Source organism: Micromonospora sp. MH33 (genome assembly GCF_003013775.1).
GTDB lineage: Bacteria > Actinomycetota > Actinomycetes > Mycobacteriales > Micromonosporaceae > Micromonospora > Micromonospora fulviviridis.
In genome coordinates this window covers 1-22,587 of the sequence record NZ_MUYZ01000083.1, presented here as the reverse complement: position 1 = coordinate 22,587, position 22,587 = coordinate 1, and the positions used below count along the sequence as shown (strand labels likewise).

Annotated in this window: 19 protein-coding genes; 11 read left to right on the top strand and 8 right to left on the bottom strand. The window is 67.6% G+C overall.

Annotation, left to right across the window (positions count from 1 at the left end):
- Positions 1 to 242: 242 nt before the first annotated feature.
- The 8 genes from B0E53_RS15430 to B0E53_RS15395 form a co-directional block, all read right to left on the bottom strand.
- Entirely contained in the window at positions 243 to 1,487 is a 1,245-nt protein-coding gene (locus B0E53_RS15430) for an NAD-dependent epimerase/dehydratase family protein (RefSeq protein WP_246835418.1), read from the bottom strand.
- A 43-nt stretch (positions 1,488 to 1,530) separates the two neighbouring features.
- On the bottom strand, positions 1,531 to 2,760 hold the full coding sequence (gene fxlM, locus B0E53_RS15425) for a methyltransferase, FxLD system (protein WP_107076698.1): 1,230 nt from the start codon (positions 2,758 to 2,760) through the stop codon (positions 1,531 to 1,533).
- A gap of 503 nt (positions 2,761 to 3,263) precedes the next feature.
- Entirely contained in the window at positions 3,264 to 4,475 is a 1,212-nt protein-coding gene (locus B0E53_RS15420; RefSeq protein WP_107076697.1) for a histidine decarboxylase, read from the bottom strand.
- Positions 4,472 to 5,224: a hypothetical protein gene (locus B0E53_RS15415; RefSeq protein ID WP_246835417.1), complete on the bottom strand. Its 753-nt coding sequence runs from the start codon at positions 5,222 to 5,224 to the stop codon at positions 4,472 to 4,474. The genes B0E53_RS15420 and B0E53_RS15415 overlap by 4 nt, the downstream gene beginning before the upstream one ends.
- Positions 5,225 to 5,534: 310 nt before the next feature.
- The gene (locus B0E53_RS15410) at positions 5,535 to 6,980 is read right to left on the bottom strand and encodes an APC family permease (protein WP_107076696.1); all 1,446 of its coding nucleotides are present in this window, start codon (positions 6,978 to 6,980) and stop codon (positions 5,535 to 5,537) included.
- Positions 6,981 to 6,991: 11 nt separating this feature from the next.
- Positions 6,992 to 7,252, bottom strand: coding sequence for a hypothetical protein (locus B0E53_RS15405; protein WP_107076695.1), 261 nt, complete (start codon positions 7,250 to 7,252; stop codon positions 6,992 to 6,994).
- A 209-nt stretch (positions 7,253 to 7,461) separates the two neighbouring features.
- Positions 7,462 to 8,151, bottom strand: a complete 690-nt coding sequence (locus tag B0E53_RS15400) for an N-acetyltransferase (protein ID WP_107076694.1) — start codon at positions 8,149 to 8,151, stop codon at positions 7,462 to 7,464.
- A complete protein-coding gene (locus tag B0E53_RS15395; protein WP_246835416.1) occupies positions 8,148 to 9,242 on the bottom strand; it encodes an FAD-binding oxidoreductase in 1,095 nt (364 codons plus the stop codon). The genes B0E53_RS15400 and B0E53_RS15395 overlap by 4 nt, the downstream gene beginning before the upstream one ends.
- A gap of 349 nt (positions 9,243 to 9,591) precedes the next feature.
- On the opposite strand from B0E53_RS15395, the gene B0E53_RS15390 reads away from it, so the two are divergent.
- From B0E53_RS15390 to B0E53_RS15335, 11 genes are all read left to right on the top strand, one after another.
- Positions 9,592 to 10,464, top strand: coding sequence for a helix-turn-helix transcriptional regulator (locus tag B0E53_RS15390; RefSeq protein WP_107076693.1), 873 nt, complete (start codon positions 9,592 to 9,594; stop codon positions 10,462 to 10,464).
- Entirely contained in the window at positions 10,461 to 10,667 is a 207-nt protein-coding gene (locus B0E53_RS15385) for a DUF397 domain-containing protein (protein WP_107076692.1), read from the top strand. Before B0E53_RS15390 ends, B0E53_RS15385 begins: the two co-directional genes overlap by 4 nt.
- 145 nt (positions 10,668 to 10,812) lie before the next feature.
- Complete coding sequence (locus tag B0E53_RS15380) at positions 10,813 to 11,019, top strand: hypothetical protein (protein ID WP_107076700.1); 207 nt, start codon at positions 10,813 to 10,815, stop codon at positions 11,017 to 11,019.
- 2 nt (positions 11,020 to 11,021) lie between these two features.
- Positions 11,022 to 11,570, top strand: coding sequence for a DUF6879 family protein (locus tag B0E53_RS15375; protein ID WP_107076691.1), 549 nt, complete (start codon positions 11,022 to 11,024; stop codon positions 11,568 to 11,570).
- Positions 11,571 to 11,585: 15 nt separating this feature from the next.
- Positions 11,586 to 12,440 (top strand): helix-turn-helix transcriptional regulator, encoded by an 855-nt coding sequence (locus tag B0E53_RS15370; protein WP_107076690.1) that lies wholly within the window; start codon positions 11,586 to 11,588, stop codon positions 12,438 to 12,440.
- Positions 12,441 to 12,496: 56 nt separating this feature from the next.
- On the top strand, positions 12,497 to 13,039 hold the full coding sequence (locus tag B0E53_RS15365) for a GNAT family N-acetyltransferase (protein ID WP_348639664.1): 543 nt from the start codon (positions 12,497 to 12,499) through the stop codon (positions 13,037 to 13,039).
- A gap of 346 nt (positions 13,040 to 13,385) precedes the next feature.
- Entirely contained in the window at positions 13,386 to 15,176 is a 1,791-nt protein-coding gene (locus B0E53_RS15360; RefSeq protein ID WP_246835415.1) for an Hsp70 family protein, read from the top strand.
- Complete coding sequence (locus tag B0E53_RS15355) at positions 15,169 to 17,178, top strand: hypothetical protein (RefSeq protein WP_146167678.1); 2,010 nt, start codon at positions 15,169 to 15,171, stop codon at positions 17,176 to 17,178. Before B0E53_RS15360 ends, B0E53_RS15355 begins: the two co-directional genes overlap by 8 nt.
- A gap of 135 nt (positions 17,179 to 17,313) precedes the next feature.
- Positions 17,314 to 18,189, top strand: a complete 876-nt coding sequence (locus B0E53_RS37015) for a hypothetical protein (RefSeq protein WP_146167677.1) — start codon at positions 17,314 to 17,316, stop codon at positions 18,187 to 18,189.
- Between the two features lie 702 nt (positions 18,190 to 18,891).
- On the top strand, positions 18,892 to 21,630 hold the full coding sequence (locus B0E53_RS15340; RefSeq protein WP_107076684.1) for a BTAD domain-containing putative transcriptional regulator: 2,739 nt from the start codon (positions 18,892 to 18,894) through the stop codon (positions 21,628 to 21,630).
- A complete protein-coding gene (locus B0E53_RS15335; protein WP_168215326.1) occupies positions 21,627 to 22,514 on the top strand; it encodes a DUF2637 domain-containing protein in 888 nt (295 codons plus the stop codon). The genes B0E53_RS15340 and B0E53_RS15335 overlap by 4 nt, the downstream gene beginning before the upstream one ends.
- Positions 22,515 to 22,587: the final 73 nt, after the last annotated feature.

Here is a 22,587-nt window from a genome sequence, read left to right as displayed (position 1 = left end):
CATGTCATCGACCATCGCTGTCACGAAACGTAGATCATGCCGCAGCTACCGCACCGTCCATCTGAGACACGCCCTAAGCACGCGTGCCGGTGGCACGCTGACGAACCTGCGACGTGGATCGGTCAGACAGAGGTGGGCGCCGAGCACCTCGGTGGTCGACAGGCCGCGCGGTGTCGCACGGTGGCCCTGCTTCAGAAGCTCTCGGCACACCGACGTGTACAACTCGTTGGCCGAAGCGGCAGTCAGGACGAGCATGCGGGCACCTCCTCGACCGCTGGGGGCGGCGGGGTGTAGAGGTTGAGTTGATCGGCAGACATCCGGCGCAGCCATTCGGCATGGCGCGCCATCCCGGTGCGCAGGTCGGTGTCGGGCCGGTAACCCAGGAGAACGCGGGCCAGCGTCAGATCGGCGGCAGTGGCCGGAACGTCACCGTCCTGGGTAGCACTGACCATGAGCGGGACCGGCTGCCCGACCACCTGTCGCGCCATACCGAGGACGTCGATCATCGATACGCTCGAACCGCCCCCGACGTTCACCACGGCAGCGGAGACATCTGCGGTGGCCGCCGCCATCGTGGCTTCGACGACATCTTTGACGTAGGTGAATTCGCGCCGCTGCGTACCGTCCCCGAACAGGGTGTACTGCTGGCCCGTCAACGCTGCCGCCAGCACGCGTCCGATCGCCATGTCGGGCCGCTGCCTCGGCCCGTAGACGGTGAAGTACCGCAACGCGATGACCGACAACCGACTGCCGGGACGCTTCGCATGCGCCAGGCAGAGCTGCTCGCCGGCGAGCTTGCTCACCCCGTAAGGAGAGATTGGCACCGTCGGCTCGCTCTCCCGGCTCGGCGCACCAGTCACGCCATACACGCTCGATGACGAGGCATAGATGAGCCTCGGTACACCCTGCCGCACGCATGCCGCCAGTACGCGCTCGGTTGCCAGAATGTTCGCCGCCGCGTAGCGAGGGAACCCGGTCCACGACGACCGGACGCCGGGCACCGCCGCGAGGTGAAACACGTAGCGAGCGTCCTTCACGAGGCTGTCCAGGTCCGCGTCCATCAGATCCGCGTTGACGCAGGAGAACCTGGGGTGCCCCTCGGCGTTCTGGAGGTTCGCGTGCGCGACTGGATCGGTGCGCGGGCTGCGCTGGTCAATGCCAATTACCGTGTATCCCTGTGCGAGGAGCGCCTCCGCCAGGTGGGAGCCGATGAACCCGGCCGCGCCCGTGACGACGGCCGTGGATCCTGGTTCATCGTTGTTGTGCATGATCAGGCTGCCCTTGTCCGAGCTAGCTGCCGGCCATGGCTCGGCAGAGCCTGCGAAGTTGCCGCCGGCAGCACGCTGTCCCGCCCGCGTCGAGGGCCCCGCGGCGGTCGGGGTGGCTACGTCGATCACCGGCAGATTGAGCGCGTGTACCTCTTCAGTAAGTTCCTGGACGCTGCGTGACCCAGTGTCGAGGACCGCGGTCGGCGGAGCCATCGACATCACTCTCCTTCCCTGGAGGGGTTGTGGTGGTGCCACCTGGCCATCAGGACCAGGAGATCGAGATGAGGCCGTGGGTCTTGTCCATGACGGCGGCGTCGGAGGGAATGCGGGTGTGGTCGCTGCCGGCGGGCCAGTAGCCGAAGCGGGGCTCGACATCGCGCCCGTCGCGATCCCAGGCGCGGATCTGCTCGACCATCGCGGCGGCGGCCCGCTCGCCGTCCGGACCGAAGGCGCGGGCCCCGAACTCGAAGCCCTCCCCCTCGGGCGCAGACCGCAACGCCAGGTACGCGAAGCCCGCGCCGTAGACGACACCGAAGGGGAACCAGAGGCACTCGGCAGCCAGGTCGGTGCCCTCGTCGGCGGCGATGCGGCAGAAGCCTGGCAGGAACCACGCGAACCACAGATGCAGGTCGGGGAACGAGACCCCATTGCCGATCGTCACGCCAGACCACAGCTCGGCACGCTCGCCGGCCAGGACGCCGTCGAGACGGTCCAGGTGATCGGGCACCTCGGAGTCGAACAGGAGCCGCACGTGTCCGCCGTTCGCATCGGGTAGAAGAAACACCCGGTCCGTGTGCGCGCCGTCGCCCTGCATCGGCACAAACCCGGCGACCTCCACCGACCTGCTGACCAGGTGGTCCCCGTCGCGGCGGAAGCCGATCGTCCTCGTGACGGCGTTCATGATCAGGGGCAGGACGATCACGCCGCCTTCGCGCAGTTGGTCGAGCAGGGCGGGAGCGATGTCCCACGCCCCGACGGTCACGATGATCGCGTCGAACGGCCCCTCGTCTGGTACGCCGTGCTCCGCGTCGGCGACGAGGGCCCGGACGCGGCTGCCGTAGCCGTTCGCTTCGAGCAGCGTCGCGGCTCGGTCGGTGACTTCGAGGTCGATGTCCACGCTCACGACCCGACCACCGGGGCCGACGATCTCGGCGAGGTACGCGGCGTTCAGACCACCGGAGCCGACCTCCAACACCGTCATGCCCGGCGAGAGTTCGGCCTGCTCCAGCATCCGCGCTTGGATATAGGCCGCGGACACCGACGAGAGCGCCATGCCGTGCTCGTCGCGCTTGGTCACCACCGAGCTGTCGAAGCCGTAGGCGACGTCGAGGTCGGTCCCGGCGGGCATGAACGCCTCGCGCGGTACCCGACGGACCGCCGCCTCCACCAGTTCCGAGGTGATCTTGTGCTGGGCGCGCAGGTTGTCCACGAGAGCGGCGCGCAGCTCGGCGGCGCGGTCTCCGGCGAATCTTGTCTCGGTTGTGTGGCTCACTCGCTACTTCCTCTTCCTCGAAGCGGATCGGGTCACGTCGAACCTTGCTCCGCTCGCAACGGTCAGAACGGCATCGGTGATGCGGCGGGTGGTTGCCTTTTCGGGGCTGGGTGGGCCGGCGGCAGTGGGACCCGGGGGGGTCCGCTGCCGCCGGCCCGTGACCGGCCATCCGTGGCTACCCCTGTCACAGCGGCCGGTCCGGTAGCCGCCTTGCGGCGACTACAGCAGGGACTGACGGATCTCGGGTCTCCGGCAGCCCTAGTCAGTGGGAAGGCAAGTCAGCGTTGGGCTGGCATCACCTACGCGGCGGGCCTCTTCACGTTGTCTTGCATGGCCTGGCGAGCGCGGAGTTCCTACGGGCCAGGCAGCACGCTGAGGGCCGGCCGTGAGATCGATGAATCGGTCGAGGTCGGCGTGGACGAGGTGGGACTCGACCAGCAGGGAGGCAGGTGCGGTGGTCATGGTGGTTGGCCTTCGTCGGTCGAGAGCCGGTGCCGGTGTCGTTAATGCGCGGGGGCGCTGATGGGTGTTGCCTGCGCGGGTCGGGGTCGCGGGATTGGTCTGGCCTGCGGTCCGGTCGCGGCGGCGAGGTCGGCGACGAAGGCGTCGATCTGGGCGGAGGTGATGCCGGGCATGCAGATGAGGTGGCTGATGTCGCCGTCGGCGGCTAGCACCCATTTGTCGCGAACCGGTTTGGGAGGTGTGGGTAGGACGACGGTGAAGGCGTGCGGGTGTCGCCAGGCGGGCCAGCCCACGGCGTTGAGCTGCTCGACGGTGTAGGCGGCGAGGCGGCGGGCCTCGCTGACCCGCCATCGGTGCCCTTCCCGTCCGTGAACGGCGATGGCGTGCCAGAGCAGCGCCGCCGAGAGGCCGCACCGAGATCCGGTGATCGTGGTGTCCGCCGTAGCGGTGTAGGCGATGGGGGTGCCGGTGGCGCGCAGGTGGTTGCGGATGAGCACGATGCCGCACGGTGTTGGTGTGCCGAAGAACTTGTGGCCGCTGATAGCGATGCTGCCGATGCCGCTGGCGTCATCGAGGCGCAGCCGCCCGTCGAGGGCCAGGGGGATGCCGGACAGGGCCGCGTCGACGTGCAGGTGTCCGCCGGCGTGGTGCGCGTCGAGAAGGGCGCGGATGCGGCTGGTGTCGTCGACTGCCTCGGTCATGGTGGTGCCGGCGGTCGCGACGACGATGGCCGGGAAGCGCCGCCGCCTGTGGAGCTGCTCGGCGAGGTGCGCGTAGTCCATCTCCCCGTCGAGCCGTGCGTGGACCAGGACGCCGTGAGCGCCGAGCAGACGCACCACCTTCGCCACCGAGTAGTGGGCTGCTGCCGTGTAGTAGATCCGGGCCGTGGGGTCACGGCGGTGCGCGGCGTGCAGCGCGGACAGGTTGCCTTCCGTGCCGCCGGTGCTGACGTAGCCCCACCGGTCGTCGGTGGGCATGGCGAGCAGGTCGGCTACCCACGTGATGACCGCGCGTTCCAGCGCTCGTGTGTGTGCGATTCCGCCTTCGTCGGCGGGGTCGCCGATGTTGTTCCACAGCCTGCGGCCGAGGCGGGTCATGACCTCGCTGTGGTCGAGGTCCACGGCGCCGGGAAACCCGATGCTCGTGGCCGCCGCGGCGTCGGCCTCGCAGACGAGGTGATCGAGAACGGCGGTGATGTCGATCGGCGTGCGGCTCAGGTCCGCGGCGCCGGTGAGGTTCAGGGTGTGGGTCATGCTGGCCGGCCGCCGTGCAGGTGCCCGGTGAGGGTGTGGTGCAGCGCGCCGAGGTTGCGCCACACCGCCCGGGTGGCGTCGTCGCCGTCCTCGGTCAGGTTCTCGTGCCGGTTGTAGTAGGTGACGCGGTCCGGGTCGAGGGTGCGGTTGCAGCGGATGCCGTCGACGCCCAGGCGCGCGTGCGGGTCGCGGTCGATGTGCATGGCTGTGCCGTCGGTCAGCAGGACGTACGCCTGGCCTTTGAGGTCGAAGACCGACAGGCGGTGCCCGGTGGCGGGTAGGTCTCGCAGGGTGTGGGCGAGCTGGTACCAGCGTCCCTGGTCGGAGTCGAGGGTGCTGACCCCGAGACCGACGTAGGTCGACCCGTCGGGCAGGGCCATGTCTCCGCCGTTGACCATCGAGCCGTCGGGGCCGAGGGGATGCCAGCGGCGCCGCGCGGAGGCGGCGCGGGCGATGTTGTCCCGGGCTACGCCGTCGAGGTCCGCAAGCAACCTCGGGAGGTCGTCTGCGTCTGGGGAGGCCAGCCACAGGCGGTAGGCGGTGTGCAGCCGGTAGCCGTGCGGCTCGCTGGGCGCGTCGGAGACGAAGAACAGCATCACGCCGTGCGGGCCGAGGGCCTCACGCCCACCGAACCGTTGATCGGCCTCGACCATGTGGCCGGTGTTGATTCGCTTGCACCGGTACGCGACCTGCTTGCGCAGGTCGGCCCAGCGGCGGACCTCCAGCGGCACCCGGTCGTCCGCAGGCATCTGCTCGTACGGCGAGGCCGACACGTTCGGGTGCACAGGCTCCGAAGGCGAAGGGGGAGGAAGCACGGTCTCCGGCGTGCGCGCGTAGTCGGCTGGCATACGCGCTGTCCCGTAGCCGGCCGCCGTCGGGTAGGCGGCGGGCCCCGGCGGGTGAGCGGCGAACCCTGGCCCGTACGGCGGGGGTTCCATGGAACCGGCGTGCGGTGCCGTCTTCGGGTACTCCGGTCGCCATCCGGCTCCGGCGTGTTCGGCGCTGTGGTGCCTGCCCGGAGGCGGCGTGGTCGCGTGGGTCATCATCGTCGGCCCCTTGTCAGATCGCGACGCTGATCGCGTCGGGGACGGCGTGTGTGCTCGGGGTGCCACGGCCGATGCCGGCGTAGACGTCCGGACGGGACTGGCGCAGATGCCCTGCCCACACCCCGCCGAGGACGGCGGTGGCGGCGAGGATCGTCGGCAGCAGGAACGGGTACAGCGTTCCCGGCGCGGCCCCGAGTAGGGAGCCAACGTTGCCGACCATCAGGCCCAGCAGCACCAGCCCACCCAGGACGCCCAGGGCGGGTGCGAGCCGCCACTCCCACACCGCCGGCCTCGGGCCGCGCACGCTGGCCGGTGCGGTCATGGCCGCCACCGACGCGGCAAGCAGCAGGCTTAGCAGGCCCATCGCGCCCAGCGTCGACAGCCACGTGAACATCACCGAGATGGGGTCAGCGCCGGCCAACGCGAACGCGCCCACCACCACCGAGGCGATGGTCGTCTGGGTCAACGAGCCGCCGCGCGGTGCGCTGACCCGGGCCGTGCTGCCCGTTTGCGCGAGACCGGCGGGCAGGATGCCTTCGCGTGCCAGGGCGAACACGTACCGGGCCACGACGTTGTGGAAGACGAGCTTCGAGGTGAAGATCGCAAGGATCAGAACCAGCTCCGCAAGCGGAACCCACCAGCCGCCGAGGCGTTCCAGGACCGAGAACGGCAGCCCTGCCGCCGGGTCGGCGGCCACCTCGCCGACGGCGTCGGGGCCGACGGCCACGCCCATCGCCCACGCCGCGAGCGCGTACACGCCGCCGAGGACAACCACCGCGCCGATCGTGGCCCGACCCACCGACCGGCGGTCCACGGCCTCCTCGACCATCGAACCCGGGGCGTCAACACCCATCAACGCCGCCACACTGAACGCGACCGCGCCACCGACACCGCCGACCGCCAGCCCGGAGATGTCGAAGGCAGCCCACGACAGCTGACGGCCCGCCGGTTCCCCGACACCGGCGAGGACGAACGCGGCGACGATCAGCAGGGACCCCACCAGCACGGCCATCAAGACCCGGGTGGACAGCACGATCGCCCGAATACCGAACGCCCCCACCACAGCCACGGCGATGCCCGCCCACACCCACCACACACCGCCGAGGTGCCCGGCCATCGTGGCACCGAGCAAGCCATACAGGCTGATCTGAATCGAGTTGTAGGCCACCAGGGCGACCAGGCCAGCGGCGACGCCCCAGCCGCGCCCAGTGCTGTTGGCGAGGATGCCGTAATAGGCCGCTGGGTGCCCCAGCTGGCGGGCCATCGCCGTGTACCCGACGGCCAGTAGCGCCACGACTGCCGCGACGAGGACGAACACCAGCGGCAGCGCGGTTACCCGCGTGGTGGCGTAGGTAGCGACGGTGCCTCCGACGAGCACCACCATCGGTGCCGACGCCGCCGCCCCGGACACCCACAACCCGGTCGGCGTCAACGTCCGCCGCGCGAGCGCCACCTGCATGTGCGTTGACCTCACCGCTGCCCCCGCTCCACCACGTCCGGGCAGCCCGAGCGGCGGCAGCCGTCCACCGGATGCCTGCACACGTCGGCGGCGTTCGCCGCGACGAGATACACCGCCGCCGGCCGCACCGGACCGCGACGCCAGAAGCCCTGGTCGCGGTCGAGCCACCGCTGCGCGGTCTGCGCGTCCGGAGTGAAGCCGAACAGGTCATGGCAGCCGCTCGCCCACTCCCGGCGGATCGCGTACCCCCACGCGAACTCGTCCGACGTCACGTCTCCCGCGTCCGTGACGGCGGCATCGGCACCCGCAGAGGGCGGCCACGGCGACCACCGTCCGACGGTGCGCCGTGTTGGGGCCAAGGCGCGTAAACGGGTCATAGCGGACAGCATGAGGGGTGCCTCCTTCGATGGCAGGGTGCGAGAGGGTGACCCGCCGCGAGGTCATCGCCAGCAGGTGATCAACAACTGGGTGTTCTCGGCCGTCAGGGAGAACGAGGCGAGGTCGGTAAGGCGCGGGGACGCAGCGGCATCGCGAATCGATGCGCCCGCACCCGGCACGGCAACCCATCCGGTCGGCGGTCGCCTGGCGTGGGCCGCCACATCCGCCACAGCGCCGGCCCGCCGGGCTCCAACAACACCGGCGACCGCGGCTCGTACCCGAGCCGGGCAACCACACTCTCGCGCGGCCGGGCGCAACTAACCTCCGCGTACGCCGGCAGCCCTTCCGCGTCGAGCCTGCGGTGGTAGCTGGCCAGCACGGCACGCGCAGCCCCGCTTTGCCCGGGACGGGCCGCGAGATGCGCGAGGTAGTGGTGCGGCGTGTGCGGAAGCACCGCGTCGACGTAGGCGTGCATCAACGCGAACCGAGGTCCATACGGTCCGAGGAGGCGCTGCAGGTCGTACACCCACGACGCAGCCGGTGCGGGCGGCTCCAGCCGCGAATACCAGACCGCGACAGCGGCTTGGTCCTCGGTCGTGACGACCTGGCCCTCGCTCAACCCGCGCCTCAGCAGAAGCCGTGCGTAGGTGAGGAGAACGCCGAAACGTTCGGCTTCGTCCGACACCAGCCAGGCGGCCGTAGGCTGCGCCATCAGCATGTCCGCCACGAGCGCCGACAAAGCATCGACGTCCTCGATGCCCGCGCAGCGGACCACCCGCTCCGGAGACGTCATGCGTCCCTCGCGGAGCGGCTCGTGCCGCTGCTGGGAGCTGCTCTGTCCGCCTCCGACGAGTTTGCAGCCCGCTGACGGGACAGCCATCGAGCCGAGTCAAGCGCGCGCTGGAAGCTGGTGGCGAGGTGCAACCTCTCCGACGGAACTCCTGCCAGGGACAGGCGGTGGCGCGCCACCTCCATTAACCCCGGAGGACCACAGACGAAGACCGCCTGCCCTTGCCGGTGGTAATACAACGCCACGCTCAGCAGATCCCCCTGCGCGGCCGGCTCCACGTCAGGGTCATCCGAGAACGCCAGCACCACATTCAGCCAGTCGCCATGCGCCTGCTGAAGCTTGTCCAACGCCACCGCGTCGTAAAGCTCGGGCAGCGTCCGTGCACCAACCACCAACGTCACCGGCCGTCGGATCGGTGACGCAGCGACCTCTTCGACCATCGCTCGTAACGGCGCAAGCCCCGTACCTCCGGCTGCCAGGAGAAGGTCAGCACCATCAGCTCGCTCCAGCGACAACCCAACATCCAGCGCCGGCCCCAGCCACAGCGACTCCCCTGGCCTCACCTGCCTGACCAGCACAGGAGAGACCGATCCCGCGGGCACTGCGCGCACGTGAAACTCCACCGTGCCATCTGCGCGAGGAGCGTTCGCGGGTGAGAGCCAACGCCACTGGCCGGGAAGCCGAGGCGTGCACACGGGCATGGCTTGACCGGGCAGGTAACGAAGACGTCGCACCGGTCGCGCAGTCAAGATCGCTACGTCCTCGGCAGCCGCCTCACAGGCCACCACCTCAGCGGTGACCACGTCAGGTCCGGTTCCCAAGGCGTTCGCCGCCCGCTCGGCCAGACGAAGCGACCGGCGGCATCCGACCTCCCAATAGCCGGCCAGATCCGGCTCCCAGCTCGCACCGGCGAACCGCCGCACGGTGTCCACCATGGCCGCCGCAACCACCGTGTGGTGATACGGATACAACCCGAACCGCAGGTACATCCGACCCATCAACGCCAACTCAGCGCGGCGAGCGGCCGGATCTCCCCGACGGGCAACCATCTCGGCCAGCGTCGAGAAGAACATCGGCGCGAACTGCTGCGGCAAGACCCGGACGCTTCTGTCCTCCATGTACGACCAAAAGTGATCGGCGGCCTGGTCAGGGGCACCCAGCGCAGCCAGCAACCTTTGCGGATCCGGCCTGCGCCCGCCAGAGCCTGAGCCAACGTCAGGGCCAGGATTCAAGGTGCTCATCCGGGACATCCCCTCAAGCGTGACCGGTAGCGACATGCAACGACCCGAGACTGCCGAGAATATATTCTCGGCAGCCAGCGTTACATTCGCCACTAGGGATGTCAATCTTCTGATGTAACTTTTCGCCCCCACGCCGCTACGCCGGATGACGACCGCGTGCGAGGAGCGGACGAAGGATGACCCCACAAGACCGGAGGAACCCATGGCCAGGCCGATCGGCCCAACGATCCCAAGGTGGCAGCTCGGCGAGCAGCTCAGCGCCCTGCGCGAGAGGGCTCGCGTTTCACAGAGCCAGATCGCGGACCGGCTGGGGTGTTCGGTGAGCAAGATCCAGAAGATCGAGGCAGGGGAGGTTGGCGTCGTCCGGGCCGAGCTGGAGGCCATGCTCACCACCTACGACCTCACGGACGATCAACTGCGCACAGAGCTGTTTGCGTTGCAAGGGCTCGGCAAGCAACGTGGATGGTGGTCGAAGTTCGGTGCCGTGCCCGCGCCCTTCGCGACATTCCTCGGCATCGAGAGCGCAGCAACCACGATCAAGGCATACGAACCCATGGTCATTCATGGACTACTTCAGACCGAGGGGTATGCCCGTGCCATCGCTGGGACCGTCGCCCTTCTCGGAGATGAAGATCAACGCGAGCGACAGGTGCGGATCCGCATGGAACGACAGGAGAAGGTGCTCAGTGATGACCCACCGGAAGTGTGGGTGATCCTGGATGAGGCGGTCCTGCGCCGAGAGATCGGAGGCCCATCCGTGATGGCCGCACAGCTTCAGCACCTACTTGCGCTGCCACGCTGGGTGACCGTGCAGGTTGTGCCCTTCAGTAACGGCGGGTACCCCGGCACTCGCGGCGCAATGACGATCTTCGAGTTCGAGGAGCGACTCCACAGCCCTGTCGTCTACGTCGAGTGCCAGGCAGGGAACCTCTATCTAGAGAAGGAGGATGACCTGCGTCGCTGTAACGTTGCGTACAACCACATGACCGCCTCAGCCCTCAGCAAGCAGGAGTCAGCACGGCTGATTGAGGTCGTTGCACGTCAGTACCAGGATTCCGCAAGGAGCGAACGGTGAACCCGGACCTGTCACGCGCCGCTTGGCGCAAGAGCAGTCATTCTCAGGACAACGGGGGGTGCGTCGAGGTCGCCATCAACGTCGGCCCTCTCGTTCCAGTCCGAGACTCCAAGGACCCCAGAGGACCTAAATTGATCTTCGACACCGAGTCCTGGAGGGAGTTCGTGTCGGAGGTACGGCGGGGGGCCCTGCCGAGGCCTTGAGGTCGCCCCTCTGCGTAGGCGTGATCGTCACGTGCCGAGAATATCTTCGCCCAGGCCCGCGAATATTGCACACGAGGCTCTCTCCGTGCGAGCATCGCCATGCGGACGCGCTGCGGAAGGCGCGGTGAGGGAGAGGGGCAACATCGTGCAACTCGAGTTCATTCGCAAGTGGGGCGATAGCGGGACAGGCAACTGCCCGGCGCTTTACCGTGCCGACAACGGCAACTACGTCGTCCAAGGATGGCAGGTGGACGACGAGACGCGTGCCCAGCTTCGCGATCTAGGAGCGAACGAGACGGCCGTCGAGGTCCCCGCCGATGTTATCGCCGGCATCGTAGCGCGGGCATCCTGACCATGGCCGAACAGCTCACCGGCGATGATTTCAATAAGCTGTTTCGCTACTTCACCGCCACGGCATTCCGGCTAGAGGTGCAACCGGTATACGAGGTGACCGACGAGCGGCAGTCAGTAGACGAATTCCTCGCCGGTGAGCCCCGGCCGGTTACCGTTTTTCCCTTCTATGCGGCTTGGCTTGAACAGATTCGCTCAGTCACGGCGGAGGGGCGGCGCGTTGAGCGAGTTCGCATCCTGAGCGAGCCGCCCACCGACTATCAACGCTGGGAGATGTGGAGCGGGCAGTACAACATCGCAGCGGGCGAGGAAATTCGCTACATGAGTCGGAGTCGAGCAGAAGAGATTGGGCTGCCCATCCAGGACGACTGGTGGCTCTTTGACTCGCAGCGACTAGCGATCATGAAGTTTAGTGATCGGGGCGAGCCGCTGGGCGGCGAGATCGTCACGGATCCGGCCATCGTTTCACGGCATGTCCTCTGGTGGGATCTCGCCGTTCGGCACAGCACGCCCGATGCAGCAGACACCAGGCCAGCATCGGCAATTTCGTAAAGGAAGTCCTCAGCGGTGGATTCGATAGAGGACTGGCTGCGGCGACCGGGCGGGCTGGCCGGGCACCTCCGGGAGCTTCGTCGCGGCGCGCAGCTGACCGGCGCCGAGATGGCACGACGTTTAGGTTGGACGCAATCCAAGGTCTCGAAGATCGAGACAGGTAAGCAGATGCCATCCGACGAGGATCTTTCAGGCTGGCTGGCGACATGCCATGCCTCCGAGGCATCGCAGGCCACCCTGCTCGCCTTGCTCCACGAGGCACAGGGGCTGCATCAGGAGTGGCGGCAGCAGGTTCGACTCGGACAATCCACAATTCAGCGTAACTATGACCAGCTGGTCAGCAAGGCAACCCGGATCCGCAACGCGGAAATTGTATACGTTCCCGGCCTACTGCAAACACCGGGCTACGCCCGCTCGCGGATAGAGGAAGGTGTGCGACTCCACGGTGCCGACCCTGATGAGGTCGAGTCGGCCACGGCACGCAGAATGCTGCGACAGCAGGTATTGTACGATACGTCGAAGAAATTCGAGTTCATCGTCTTCGAGGCCGCGCTCCGCGTGCTGCTTTGTCCACCGCTGGACATGCTTGCCCAACTAGATCGCCTTACGAACGTCGCCGACCTGCCTCACATAACGCTCGGAATCATTCCGTTCGGCCGGCAGCTATCGACCGCACCGCAGAACTCCTTCCTTCTGCTGGGCGACGACTTGGCAGTCGTCGAGACCTTCATCGGTGAGTACATGTTCCACGGCGAAGAGGCGGCTGCCTACTCGAATGTGATGGACCGGTTGGCGGACGACGCCGTGCACGGCAGCGAGGCGCGCAAGGTCATCCAGCGAGCCATGACGGAGCTCCGCAACGCCAGCTGATGGGTGGCGTTCTGTAGACGACGGTGATGGCGGTAGCTGCCGCGCCAAGGCAGTAGGTGGTGGCGGTCACGAGCGGCGGGCGGGGCCACGCCGCCAAGCCACCGTTCGGGTACGTGAATTTTGCCAGCCATGGTCACCCTGTTGTGCACGCGGAACCGCCGTACCTCGAAGGGCCGGAACAGACCGCTATGTTTCGCGAACGCCTACCTGAGGAAGCCACCCGGCCAGGATTCTCGCTAATTGTTGCGGCGGAAGGCGGGCATCTCGTCGAAGCGGCCTACGGTTGGACGATGCCAGCTGGCACCTGGTGGTCCCGTGCCCAGCAGCAACCCTCCCGCGAGATGCTCGACGCGGACAAGTTTGCGGTGATGGAGTGGATGGTGCACCCCAGGCGGCGAGGTGAGGGCGTTGGTTCGAAGTTGATGCAGCGACTGCTCGCGGACCGGCCGGAGCGGTGGGCGACTTTGGCCTCCGATCCCCGATCGGAGGCCAGAGCCATGTACGAACGAGCTGGATGGTCCCAGGTAGCGACGTCAGAGTTGCCATGGGGGCCTTCCATGGATCTCTTGGTCCTGCCGCTGCCGGTAACAAATGCGTGACACGTCGATGAGCTCGTCACCGCCGCTCCCTTCCGGAACCGGATCCTGAACGAGCTGCCGGCGGGTTCGGAATGCGCTGGCTCCTCTTCTTCTGGCGGAGCCGGCGGAGGGTCGCTTCTTGTCGCAACTTTCTCCGCCTGTCAACGGCGACTCAACGTCAGCCCCTCTGATCCGGTCACTTGTTGGGCAACTTCTACCTCCTGTGCGTAGTCACAGCGTGACGTGAATGAGATCCTCATGTTTGACTACATGCATGGGGGCGGATGGAGTGCGGCTGTCGATTGACTGCGGAGGCGCAGGCACTGTAGCCATCCTGGCCTGGCCTGACGGCAGATCCTCGGTAGTGATGTTCGACGGTCTGCCCTTCCTACCGAGTGTCGGGTACGTGAACGCCGACGGGCAGGTGTGGACGGGCCAGCGGGTTTGGCAGGCCGTCGTGGAGCAGCCGGCGCGGTTGATTCCGATTCCGCGTCGTCCCGCTGACGGCGACTTGGTGGTCGAGGGTACAGAGGTTGAGGCGGTGGAGTTGGCTGCGGCTCCGCTGCGGCGGGTGGTTGCTGAGGCGGAACTCCTCGCTGGTGGGCCGGTGGCTGATGTGCGGTTGGTGGTGCCGGCGGGTTGGGGACCGCGTCGGCGTACCTGGATACGGCAGGTCGCCCATCGAGCGGGCCTTGTGCGGCCGAGACTCGTGGAAGCTCCGGTCGCTGTGGCGCAACTCCTGCTGGCTACGGGCGTGCAGTTGCCGGTGGGGTCCTTCGCTGTCGTCTGTGACATCGGCGCAGGCGCGGAATTGACGGTCCTGCGCCGGGGTACTACAGGCTTCGAGGTTCTCGCGACGCTTGCCGACTCTGGCGCCGGCGGTAGTGCCGTGGACGAATCGCTGCGGGCCGCGTTGACGAACGGTCAGGAGGTGCAGGCCAGCGGCGCTGATCGGTGGGCGTTGGCAGAGAGCGTGCGCGTCGCGAAGGAAGCGCTGGTTTCGCACCCAGCGGTTGCGGTACCGATAGCTGGTCAGGCCCCGGTTATCGCCAATCGGGCGATGCTCGAAGAAGCGGTGACGCCGGTCGTGCGGCGTGTCGCCGACCTGGTCCAGCAGACCGTCGCCGCCGCGGAGCTAACTGGTGGCGACTTGGTGGGGATCTACTGCGTGGGAGGCAGCGCCCACCTGCCGCACCTGGGTGTCGCCATCGCCGAGCGGACCGGCATCACTCCCACCGTCGTAGTCGACCCGCAGCTCGCGGCGGCTCGGGGTGCCGCCGAGGTCGGCGCGGTCGTTCCGGGTCCGCCTCAGGTGGAGGTGACGGTTCCACCGGTGCGGCGGGCCGTGGCGATTGCGGTGCCGGGCTTTGCGTCGCTGTGCTTGTTCTGGCAGTGCATCGTGACGGCCGAGAAGAACAACGCTTTGAGCGTGTACTACTGGGTCGACTTCAACTGGGGCGGATTGACTCTGGCAGCCGTCTCCGCGCTGCTGGCCTGCCTGGCGGCAGGGACCGTCCTCGGGTCGTTGATTGCTGCCCGCAGCCCCGCTCCTGACCTGCGGACCGAAGGTGGAAGGGTCAGTGTCGGCATCCTCGCTGCGCTCTGCCTCGGGACAGCCATCGCCGGCCTCTACGCAGTAGTCGCCGCTCAGTATTTCGGCCTGCCGGTCGGCGGCGGCTTCCTACGCTGGGCGCTGTGGCCGATCGTTCCCGTCGCGGTGATCGCGGTGGTGATGGCCGTAGTCGCCGCCCGGCAATGGCGTACGCCGCACGGCGGCTGGTCGGCCCTGCTGGCCGTGCCGACAGGTTCGGTCGTGGCCGCCACGCTTGGCATGGGGCTGATTCAGTACTCGCTGACCGCTGACCGATGGCCGCGTCTGGTGTTGTGGATCGACCTCGCCGGCCGCGTTGGCGGGCTGCTCCTGGGCGTCGCGGTGGTGATGGCGCTCGTGAGGCCGCTGATGTTCCGGCTGATCGTGTCCGCGCCGGTCGCGGTTATCGGCGCGGCGATCGTGAACCGACAGGCCACCGGGATCCTCGCCGTCGGCTATGCCTTGGCGGTGGCGGTGTGGTGGGCTGCCCGAGTGTGGATGCGCGTCATCCGTTCCACCGCTCCGGCACCTCGTGCGTTCGTCGGCGCTCCTGGTGGAGGTGGGTGAGGTGCGCTGGCCGCGGCAACTCGCGTCGCTGCTGGTCGTCGTTCTCCTCCTAGCCGGGCCGCCGGCGGTGTTGCTGGCCGTGGTCGGTCCGCCTGTTCGCGGCTGGCCGACCGCAGCGCAGGTGCGGGAATGGGTGCAGCAGCCGTTGACCGAGCAGACGCTCACGGCCGCGCTCACCGTCGGGGCGTGGCTGATCTGGCTGATGCTCGCCTACACCGTTGTGCTCAGGGTGCTGGTTCGTCTGCGTACCACCTCGGCGTGGCTGCGGCGGCTACCTCTGCCCACGCCCTTGCAGGCCACAGCAAGCGGGGTGGCCGGTGCAGCCGTCCTTGGCGTCACCACCAACACGGCCGTCGCCGCCCCGGCACACCCCGCGCATCCGGTAGCCGCCGGCATGACGGTCTCCCCTGACGATATCGGGCCGGGTGAGTCGAACGGCCGCATCATCGCCGGTGGCGACGGAATCAGCGTGGCCGGCGGGTGGCTGCCTCGCGACGTAGCCGTGGAAGTTTCCGCTGCCGCCGCGCTGGTCTGGCTCCGCCGCCGTCGCGACTACCAACCCGGCCTGAGCTCGAACAACCAGCAGGCTCCAGACCTCGCTCCGCTGCCCCGCACCGTCACCAGCGTCCAGGCGGCTCTCGCCGACAGCCCGCCCCCGCCCACCGCACCATCGCCGTACGGCGTTACGGCTCTGGGCGAAGTCCTCCCCACAGGAGGGGTCAGCCTGGTCGGACCAGGCGCTCTTTCCGCCGGTCGGGGGTTGCTCGTCACCGCCCTGCTGGCAAGGCAGCGCCACCCCGCCGCATCACTCATCACTACCAAGGCAGCGCTGACCGCCCTTCTCGGGCCGGCGACGCAGAGCCTTACCGAACGCCTGCCAGCCAAGATCATCAACAACCTCGATGAGGCAGCCCAGCTCGTCCAGCGTGCCAAGCACCGAGGGCGCCAAACCGTCGCTGGACAGAACCAGCGCACGACGATCGTGAGTGGCCTCCCCACAATCGTGATTCTCGACAGGGAAGACGGCGACAGAGACCAACTGAAGCACCTTGCCGATGTCAGCGTCGCGACCGCGACCATCCTCGTCGTCCTGGGTGGGTGGCCTGGCGGCCCGACCTGGCGGGTCGACAGCGCGGGCCACCTCACCGACCCATACAACACCGACGCGTCGGGGTCCCGGCTGTGCGTCCTCGACCAGGTGGCCACCACCGACCTCCTCACCGTCCTCGCCCCTGCCGAGGCCACCACTGGTTCGACCGCCCCAGATCCTCCAGCGCCCACGCGGGTACAGCAGAAGCCACGACTGCCGCGTCAAATCCCTCGCCATGAACTACGCACGCCGGTAGCCGCAACGCACCGGCGACTGCATCTACGTGTCCTCGGCGATCCCCAACTGCACATCGACGGTAAGCCCTTCACGGTCCGGCGCAGCGCCGCTCTACAAGTGCTCGTCTACCTCGCTGCCGTCCACCCCGCCGGAGCCGACACCGCGCAACTCACCGACGCCATCTGGCCCGGCCTGCCACGGCACGCCCTCACCGGTCGGCTCTACACCGCGCTCAGCGACCTCCGCGCCTCGATCCGGGCCGCCTGCGGGCTACACGTCATCGACCACGCCGACGACCGCTACCGCCTCAGCCCCGCGCACCTCGACGTCGACCTGTGGCACCTGAACGCAGCCCTGCGCCACGCCGCCACCGCAGTCACGAATGACCGCGCAGCATGGCGGGCCGTCATCGACTCCTACCCGGCCGACCTCGCCGAAGGACGCGCTTGGCCTTGGCTCGACCCCATCCGCGAGACGATCCGCCGACACATCATCGACGTCTGCGCCGCCTTTGCCGCAGCCGAATCCGATCCCCGCCAAAGCCTCGAGCTGCTGCAAGCCGGTATCCGCATCGACCCCTACAACAACGCCATACAAGAACGCGCCAGCCACCTCCTTCGCACCCTCCACGAGGACGCCGAGCCCCGGACACTACACAGCGACCACATTCAGTAATCAAATCGCCATAGCCGCCCGGCCCCTACTGTCGGCGTACGGCCTGTAGCGCAGAGCTGCGTACGCCACCAAGGCATAGCGGCCATCGACCAGGGGATTCCGCGTGGTGGCGAAGGCGGTGGCAGGATGAGGCGCATGAGTAGCGCCAAGGATGGTGCAAGGGCTGAGGTCGAAGCGTCCGCACAGCTTGGCCTGCTGATCGCGCGCGCTGACCTCGGGTACGTGCGCGCGGCCATCGAAGGAGACGTCGTCGAACGAGGACTTGCCTTCCTTCAGCATGCTGTTTTGGTTGCATTCGAAGCACATGCCTTTTGCACGCGGCAGCTTGGAATTGCCATGCCGGATCTCCTATGGGATCCGGCGCTAGCGGCTGCATCACGTACAAGTGGTAAGTTCTTCGACGACAACCGCCGCGACATCGAGACGTTGGCGGGAGATATCCGCCGCCTCGCGGATGCAACACGGGCCTCCTTCCGAGAGGGGCGGCAACGCCGCCTGGCTCGACTCCTTGGCATTCATAATCCCGACCTCGCCGTGCTGAGCGTGCATCAGGTTCCGGTGGCGACCAGCATCAGCCTCGCTTTCCATGCTGGAACACAGGTCCCTGGACCCAACAATATCCAGGCGGCGGGAAAAGTCGTTCACGACCTCGCCGTGGGTGTCGGCCAAATGGCCGCGGTGCTCGGCCTCGCCGAGGTCAAGCACAGTTCGCCGGCAGGCGAGCTGGATTCGGCCTGGGTCTGGGGTGATGGAGACTCACAAGAATGCTATTTACAAGCGTTCTCAGGAACCGTACCCGAACGATATGTCCCACTCCTACTCCTGCTCCAGAACGCTGTCGCCACGGCCGCGGAGCGTCGCCACTTCGAACTGCTGCAACGATTGCCGGTTTGCGGCGTTCAAACACCGGCTCGTCGTCGCACATCATGCGGTGCGGTCACTCACGAAGCTCAACGAGACCCCATCTCTGAACAAAGCGATCCGCGCGCGAGCGGAGTCCCTTCTCGATGATCCCGGGCTAGCTGAGGTGCTCCGGTTGCGATCCCTTCGAAACGGGCTTGTACACTTGGGCCTTTCTGACGTTCCTTCAAAAGTATTCGCGGCGGATGATCCCGTTGACGGCGTCATCATGCACTACGCGTCTGGGCAGGGATATGCAGACATCGACGCCCTCGTCAACCGGGCTCTGGCCATCCTGAACGAGCAGCTGACTCAGTGGTTGTTGAAACCTCCGGATGGAGGTATCGGCTTCGCCGGACTGCTGCGGCAACCTCCGACTGCCTGAATCTCGTCGCTGGAACGCACGGAAATGCCGCGATCCGGGCGGCAGCTCGCGTTCACCGATTACTCATCGTGAGTAACGGACGTGCATCGCCGAAACGGCCGGCGTCGCAGCGGTCCGCCTAGCTGCCCCGCCCCGGCCTCTGCACATTTGCCATACCTGGTCTGCACTCGTGCTCGTACGTCGACACCTGCACCCCACGGGAATCGGCGCATTGCGTCTCCTCACCTTCGCGTCAACAACAGTGCTTGTGTCTCTGACCGCTCAGTTGGCAAAGAGCAGCTCAACGCACCGACGGGGCAGTGACCTGCGATTGTGAGGTCACGTAAGGAAGTGTGAGGTGCTGTCAGGCCCTTCCCCAACGTCATCGGCGCATCTCACTCCTACGGTCTGTCTCAGCAGCCGCCACAGCACCGCTGAGGAGACAGACCATGACGAAGGAGCCCAACACCAGAGCCATACGCATCGTCACCGTGGTCTTCGCCCTGGCGCCGCCCTTGCTGCTCTATCGCCTCCGCTGGCTCACCCTTCAGGTTCCGTCGGCAGCCCTGATGCGGGAATGGATACACGAGCCGCTGACCGCAGGCTTCCTTGCTGTACTCGGGCAAACCGGCCTTTGGCTGCTGTGGATCTTCGTCATGGCCGCCGTCACCGAGCACACCTACCGGTGGCTTGCGGCGCGAAGGCGTTGGCGATGCGACCTGCGCCTGCCCCGCCCTGTGCAGGCTTTCGCGGCAGCGATGTTGGGCTCGACGGCCGCTACCTCCGTCGCGCTTCCTGCCCTTGCTCAGGGACACACCGCGTCAGACTCTGACTCGGTTCCTGTGAAACCCCCCGAGGCCGGTGACCCCGCCCTCGGTCATGGCGTCCGGAGTCTGGAGTCAGCGATCTCCTTCACGGGCATGACAAGCCGATCAGATGCCACGACCGCATCCCGACAACCCGCCGCTCCCCCAGCCGGAATCGGGAAAAACACCAGAGACGTTTCCGCCGCTCGCGCTAGTCCGCACGAGTCCGTTCGAGTCGTCGACGGAGACACCCTGTGGGAACTTGCCGCGGAACACCTCGGTGCCGGGAACCGCTGGCCGGAGATCTACAAGCTCAACCGGAAACATCGGCAAGCTGATGGCCGCGCTCTCACCGACCCGAACATGATCCGCATCGGATGGAAGCTCACCCTGCCCACCCACCAAGCGGCTCCGACCCCCAGCCCACCCCGCAGCCACCATCCCGCCGCAGGCGCTCCCAATCCCACCGAACCCGAGGCGAAGCCCTCCTCCGCATCACTGCCTGCAACGCCGGAGCCACACCGGTCGTCTGCGCCGACGAGCACCACACCGAACACATCCAACGACCCGGGCGGAGCCGTACCCCCGGGTTCTGAAGCAGCTCGTGAACAGCCGGATCATTCTGCCGGGATCACCCTGCCCAGCCAGGGTTGGATCAGCCTCGGCCTGGCCGCCGCCATCGCCTCCACCGCGGCCGTGGCACGTCTGCAACGACGCCGTCGCGCTCGACTCACCTTTGCCCTGCCAGCAGTTGCCGTGGAGCCGCCGGCGCCATCGTCCCTTGCTCTGATCAACGCCGCCGCACGAGGCAAGCGCGGCGACCATGCCTCAGCTGCTGTTGGCATCGACACGAGCGGCGCAGAGATAGGCCTGTTCGGCCTGCCCGGTCCTGGCCTCGCCCTCAATGGTGACGGGGCCATCGCAGCGGCCCGCGCCATCCTCGCCGCTACCCTGACCACCGGCACGACCGACGACCCTGCCACCCGCCCCGTAGTGGTCACGACCGCCGAACTCCTCGCCCGGCTCCTGCCCGACGGCGCCTCTGTGGTCGGCTTGGATCCGGACGGCACCGCCTACGACGGCGAACGACTCATCGTCCTCGCCGACGACGACGCCGCCGTCACCCACGCCGAAGAAGAGGTGATCGGCCGCCGAAGGCTGCTGGACAGCTTGGACGTCGCCACCATCGCCGACCTCAACGCCCGCACCGATCACGCCGAGGCCCAGCCGCCGTACGTGCTGCTCATCGACTCGAGCGCTCGGTATGCCGCCCGAGTCGACGCCATCGCCGCCCACCGCGCGCCCCTGGACATGCACCCGGTCCTCCTCGGTCACCACGACGGCATGCCCACCATCCACGTCACCAGCGAGGGCATGCCCACCATCCACGTCACCAGCCAGGGCATCGTCACCGGCGACAGCCCGCAGCTGGCGGCCCGGCTGTCCACCCTCAGCGCGGACGACCTCGCCGCCGTCGTGGCCATGCTCACCGAAGCCCAGGCCCGAGCCGAGCCCGGCACCGACATAGACGACTCGCCCACCGAAGTTCCCCCGCCCGCGGCCCCCAATGAGGCGAGCAATACTGCACCGACGCAACCCGCCGACACGCTGACATTGGTCCGGCTGCGCGTCCTGGGCCCGGTCACCGTCTCCACCGAGGCAGGCCCAGTCTCGACCGGCATGCGCAGCGGCTCCTACACCGCGCTCGCCGTACTCGCCGCCCACCCCGCCGGACGCACCCTCGACCAACTCGCCGAAGACCTCTACCCCAACGCCAACCCGAGTGCCGCCGTCAAACGCGTCCGCACCGACATCACGACCGCCCGGCGAGTGCTGCGCACCGCGACCGGCCACGACGAGCGCATGTTCATCGTCTACGACCCCGCCACCAGCCGATACCACCTCGACGCCGACGCCATCACCGTCGACGTGTGGCAGATGCTCACCGCCATCCACGAGGCCGCCCACACCGACGACGACACGGCACGACTGGCCGCGCTGCGCCGCGCGACCGAGCTATACGCGGGCGACTTCGCCGAAGGCCACGACCACACCTGGGCCACCGACTACGCCACCAGCTACCGCCACCACATCCTCACCGCCTACGCCCGCATCGCCGAAATCCTCGAAACCGAGCACCCCGACCAAGCGATAGCCGCGCTCGAACGCGCCGCGGACCTCGACCCCATCAACGAGGAGCTGTACCAGCGGATCATGCGCATCCACGGACGCCAGCAACGGCCCGACGACGTGCGCCGCACCCTGCGCCGGCTAGAGCAACGCCTCGCCGACCTTGGCGACGCCGAACCGTCGCAGGCCACCCTCCGCGTCGCTGAACGCCAACTCCATCCCACCGCAGCCCTCACCGGAGCCCGACCGTGACCGAAACCCAGCTCCGACGGATGCAGTGGGCGGTACGAGCGACCCTGGTCCTCGGCGTAGCCGCGTCGGTCACCGCGAACATCCTGCACGCCCAACCCAACGCCATCTCCCAAGCCATCGCCGCCTGGCCGCCGCTTGCGCTGCTGATCACCGTCGAGCTGGTCACCCGGATACCCATAGCCCGGCGAGCGCTCGGTGTCCTACGGATCGCCGCCACCTCCACCATCGCCGCCATCGCCGCCTGGATCAGCTACCACCACATGATCGGAGTCGTCGCCCGCTACGGCGAGACCGGCACTGTTCCCTATCTACTGCCTCTATCGGTGGACGGGCTGATCATCGTCGCCTCGATCTCTCTCATCGAACTGGCTGCTCGCCTCCGAGAAGTCGAGGGCCCATCGACCTCAACACCGATCAAGACGCGACTCACGACAGACCCGACGGCCTGTCGGGCACCGGTGGAGCCAGCGGCCAGGGTCAGCGAGACCGATCCGGCGCTTCCAAATCTCCGACCCCAGCACCCACCGCTCCAGGCCGGGACGGCGCACTCCGAAATTTCCGTCACCGCAGCAAAGCTGCCGGCCGACCATAGGTCGGGCGAAAACGCGGACGATCATGGCCCCGACAGCGATCCTCGCGAAGACGATGACCCTAACGACGTCGACCGGGGCCTCGCTTCGGACCTGGTACCGCTGCTGTCCGCCGCCCGCATCGCTCGTGCCGAGCTGACCCGCGAAGGTCATACCGTCAGCCGCGATGCGCTTGCGCGACGGTTACGCCGCAACGGCCATTCCATCCGCAACAGCGGCGTATCCGAACTACTCGCCGCGCTGCGCCGTGAAGAGCGATCGGCATCCGGCACAGGGCCCACCACAGCGGTCTAAGGCGTGTTTCAGAAGTCGTGGTGGCCGGTGAAGGTCACGGCGTGGCGGTGATCGATAGCTGAAGAGGTCTCCG

Excerpts from the sequence above, each read along its gene's own strand:
- B0E53_RS15430 (WP_246835418.1), bottom strand. The coding sequence starts at position 1,487 with ATGTCGATGGCTCCGCCGACCGCGGTCCTCGACACTGGGTCACGCAGC.
- B0E53_RS15420 (WP_107076697.1), bottom strand. The coding sequence starts at position 4,475 with ATGACCCACACCCTGAACCTCACCGGCGCCGCGGACCTGAGCCGCACG.
- B0E53_RS15415 (WP_246835417.1), bottom strand. The coding sequence starts at position 5,224 with ATGCCTGCGGACGACCGGGTGCCGCTGGAGGTCCGCCGCTGGGCCGAC.
- B0E53_RS15410 (WP_107076696.1), bottom strand. The coding sequence starts at position 6,980 with ATGCAGGTGGCGCTCGCGCGGCGGACGTTGACGCCGACCGGGTTGTGG.
- B0E53_RS15400 (WP_107076694.1), bottom strand. The coding sequence starts at position 8,151 with ATGACGTCTCCGGAGCGGGTGGTCCGCTGCGCGGGCATCGAGGACGTC.
- B0E53_RS15390 (WP_107076693.1), top strand. The coding sequence starts at position 9,592 with ATGGCCAGGCCGATCGGCCCAACGATCCCAAGGTGGCAGCTCGGCGAG.
- B0E53_RS15375 (WP_107076691.1), top strand. The coding sequence starts at position 11,022 with ATGGCCGAACAGCTCACCGGCGATGATTTCAATAAGCTGTTTCGCTAC.
- B0E53_RS15360 (WP_246835415.1), top strand. The coding sequence starts at position 13,386 with ATGTTCGACGGTCTGCCCTTCCTACCGAGTGTCGGGTACGTGAACGCC.
- B0E53_RS37015 (WP_146167677.1), top strand. The coding sequence starts at position 17,314 with ATGAGTAGCGCCAAGGATGGTGCAAGGGCTGAGGTCGAAGCGTCCGCA.
- B0E53_RS15340 (WP_107076684.1), top strand. The coding sequence starts at position 18,892 with ATGACGAAGGAGCCCAACACCAGAGCCATACGCATCGTCACCGTGGTC.